This window comes from Microbacterium sp., from assembly GCF_035554235.1.
Taxonomy (GTDB): Bacteria; Actinomycetota; Actinomycetes; order Actinomycetales; family Microbacteriaceae; genus Microbacterium.
Window position 1 is genome coordinate 1 of the sequence record NZ_DATMIO010000036.1, and the last position, 3,065, is coordinate 3,065.

General features: G+C 68.5%; 4 protein-coding genes. All 4 read right to left on the minus strand.

Annotated features, from left to right (window positions below; all coding sequences use genetic code 11):
• On the minus strand, positions 1-702 hold a 702-nt coding region (locus VNT50_RS01870; RefSeq protein WP_325483410.1), incomplete at its 3' end, for an alanine--tRNA ligase-related protein.
• Positions 703-763: 61 nt separating this feature from the next.
• A complete protein-coding gene (locus VNT50_RS01875; RefSeq protein WP_325483411.1) occupies positions 764-1,036 on the minus strand; it encodes an ATPase in 273 nt (90 codons plus the stop codon).
• Positions 1,037-1,186: 150 nt separating this feature from the next.
• Positions 1,187-1,816 carry a 30S ribosomal protein S4 gene (gene rpsD / locus VNT50_RS01880; RefSeq protein WP_325483412.1) on the minus strand — a complete coding sequence of 210 codons (630 nt, stop codon included), beginning with the start codon at positions 1,814-1,816 and terminating at the stop codon, positions 1,187-1,189.
• Between the two features lie 210 nt (positions 1,817-2,026).
• Positions 2,027-3,065: AAA family ATPase (locus VNT50_RS01885; protein ID WP_491715931.1), on the minus strand; the 1,039-nt coding region annotated here is incomplete at its 5' end.

The following is a 3,065-nucleotide window of genomic DNA, read 5'->3' on the forward strand; positions in this document are numbered from 1 at the left end:
CAGGCCCATCCCGGTGTCGATGTTCTTGTCCGGAAGCTCGCCGAGGATGTCGAAGTCGATCTTCGTGCGCACGTTGTCGATCGCGTACTGCATGAAGACGAGGTTCCAGATCTCCACGTAGCGGTCATCGTCGGTCGCCGGTCCCCCGTCGATGCCGTACGCGGGCCCGCGGTCGAAGAAGATCTCGGAGCACGGCCCGGCGGGACCGGGGACGCCGGTGCTCCAGTAGTTCGTGTCCTTGCCGAGCCGCTGGATCCGCTCCTCCGGAAGCCCGGCGATCTTCTGCCACAGTCCGAACGCTTCGTCGTCGTCTTCGTAGACGGTGACCCAGAGGTCCTTGGCATCGAAGCCGAGCTTGCCGTCGTCCTCCGGCCCGGTCAGGAGGTCCCACGCGTACGTGATCGCGCCCTCCTTGAAGTAGTCGCCGAACGACCAGTTGCCGAGCATCTGGAAGAACGTCCCGTGCCGGGGGGTCTTGCCGACCTCTTCGATGTCGTTCGTGCGGATGCACTTCTGAACATCGGCCGCGCGGGCGTACGGCGCCGGCACGACGCCGCTCAGGTACGGGATGAACGGCACCATCCCCGCCACCGTGAACAGGAGTGTCGGGTCATCGCTCACGAGCGAGGCGCTCGGCACGATCACGTGGCCGTTCTTCTCGAAGTAGTCGAGGTAGCGCTTCGCGATCTCGGCGGTCTTCATCGGTGCGGTTTCCTTGCATGCGGGTGCAACCCGCCCCGGCGGGGCGGAAGATGCGCGGGTGTCAGTCGGTGAGCTTCTTCGCGGCGTCGAGAGCGTCGGATGCCGCATCCTTCGCCGTTTCCAGCACGTCGGCCGCTGCGCCCTTGGCGTCTTCGAGGGCACCGCCGAAGCGCGCCTCCTGCGAGCGGTAGGCCTCGGTCACCCGGTCGGTGAATTCCGAGACGCGCGCGTCGATGTCGGCGAGCAGCTCGTGGCCGCGCGGGTCCTTGCTCACCAGATGCCCCGCGGCCAGACCTGCGATGACACCGACCAGAAACCAGAGTGCGTTCTTCATGTCACCCATCCTCGGAACCTTGAGCCGCGTGCACTGCGGCATCCGTCCATCGTAGGCGACCCTTCGTCTCGGCGCAGGGCGCCTCGCTCAGGGCGGGAACGACGAGAGGCGCCGGGGAATCCCCCGGCGCCTCTCGCATTGTCTGCGGTACTAGCGCGCGGCGTAGTACTCGACGACGAGCTGCACTTCACAGGTCACGGGAACCTCGGCGCGCTTGGGGCGACGCACGAGACGCGCCTGGAGCGTCGACAGGTCGACCTCGAGGTAGCTGGGGAGCGGGGGCAGCACGTCGGCGTGAGCGCCGGCGGCGGCGACCTGGAAGGGCTCGGTGCCCTCGCTCTTGGCCTTGACGTGGATGAGCTGACCCGGCTTCACGCGGAACGACGGGCGGTCGACGAGCTGGCCGTCGACGAGGATGTGACGGTGCACGACGAGCTGGCGGGCCTGCGAGGTGCTGCGGGCGAAACCGGCGCGGAGGATGAGGGCGTCGAGACGCATCTCGAGCAGCTCGACCAGGTTCTCACCGGTCAGCCCCTCGGTGCGGCGGGCCTCGTTGAACGTGTTGCGCAGCTGCTTCTCGCGGATGCCGTACTGGGCGCGGAGGCGCTGCTTCTCACGCAGACGGACGGCGTAGTCGCTGTCCTGCTTGCGCTTGGTGCGGCCGTGCTCGCCGGGAGCGTACGGGCGCTTCTCGAGGTACTTGGCGGCCTTCGGGGTGAGGGCGATGCCGAGCGCACGGGAGAGGCGCGTCTTGCTGCGGGTGCGTGACTTGGTAGACACGGTTTCCTAACTCTTGATCGAAGTGTGGACCGGCCGCTCGCGCCCACGCATGGGCGCGCAGAACTGCACCGGTGAAATCAGAGGGATGCGCCCTGCGGAACGCTGCCGGCTACAGGCTGCGGTCCTCGGCGTCTCGATTCCGTTGCAGCCGCGCGCAGGAATCAGGCCGTGGGCGGGTCAATATTAGCACGGCGGCCCCACGGTCCCCTGTCAGTCGGCGTCCGCTCCCAGGATGCGGCGGATCTTGTCGAGGCGGGCCTGCACATCGCGTTCGGCGCCGTGGTTCGTGGGCTCGTAGTACCGGGTGCCGCGCAGATCATCGGGCAGGTACTGCTGGGCGACCACGCCGATCTCGCTGTCGTGGGGGTACTTGTAGCCCTTGCCGTGCCCGAGTCTCTTCGCGCCGGCGTAATGCGCGTCGCGGAGGTGCAGCGGCACGCGGCCGATCCTGCCCGCGCGCACGTCGGCGATGGCCTTGTCGACGGCGAGGTACGCGGCGTTGGACTTTGCCGTCGTCGCGAGGTACGCGGTGGCTTCCGCGAGCGGGATGCGGCCCTCCGGCATCCCGATGAACGCCACCGCGTCGGCCGCGGCGATCGCGATCTGCAGCGCCTGCGGGTCGGCCAGCCCGATGTCCTCCGCGGCCGAGATGACCAGCCGCCGCGCGATGAAGCGCGGATCCTCACCCGCCTCGATCATGCGTGCGAGGTAGTGGATCGCGGCATCCACGTCGGAACCGCGGATCGATTTGATGAAGGCGCTGATGACGTCGTAGTGCTCGTCGCCCTGGCGGTCGTAGCGCAGCAGCGCCTTGTCGACGGCCTGCGAGACGTCGTCTGCGGAGACCTCCGCAGCAGTGCCGTCTTCGGCATCCGACAGCGCGACGGCCGCAGCCGCCACCGCGATCTGCAGTGCCTGCGGGTCGGCGAGCCCGATGTCCTCCGCCGCCGAGATGACCAGCCGGCGCGCGATGAAGCGGGGATCCTCCCCCGCCTCGATCATGCGCGCGAGGTAGTGCAGGGAGGCATCCACGTCGGATCCGCGCACCGACTTGATGAACGCGCTGATCACGTCGTAGTGCTCGTCGCCCTGCCGGTCGTAGCGCAGCAGTGCACGGTCCACGGCGTGTGCGACGTGGTCGGCGGTGATCTCGAGCGCATCGCCGTCGGTCTTCGCGCCCTCGGGGGGCTCATCCTCTGACTCGTCCGGGACGGGCTCGGCGAGGGAGGCGGCCGCCTCTAGTGCGGTC

Coding starts and splice junctions, on each gene's coding strand:
- VNT50_RS01875 (WP_325483411.1), bottom strand. CDS start 1,036: ATGAAGAACGCACTCTGGTTTCTGGTCGGTGTCATCGCAGGTCTGGCC.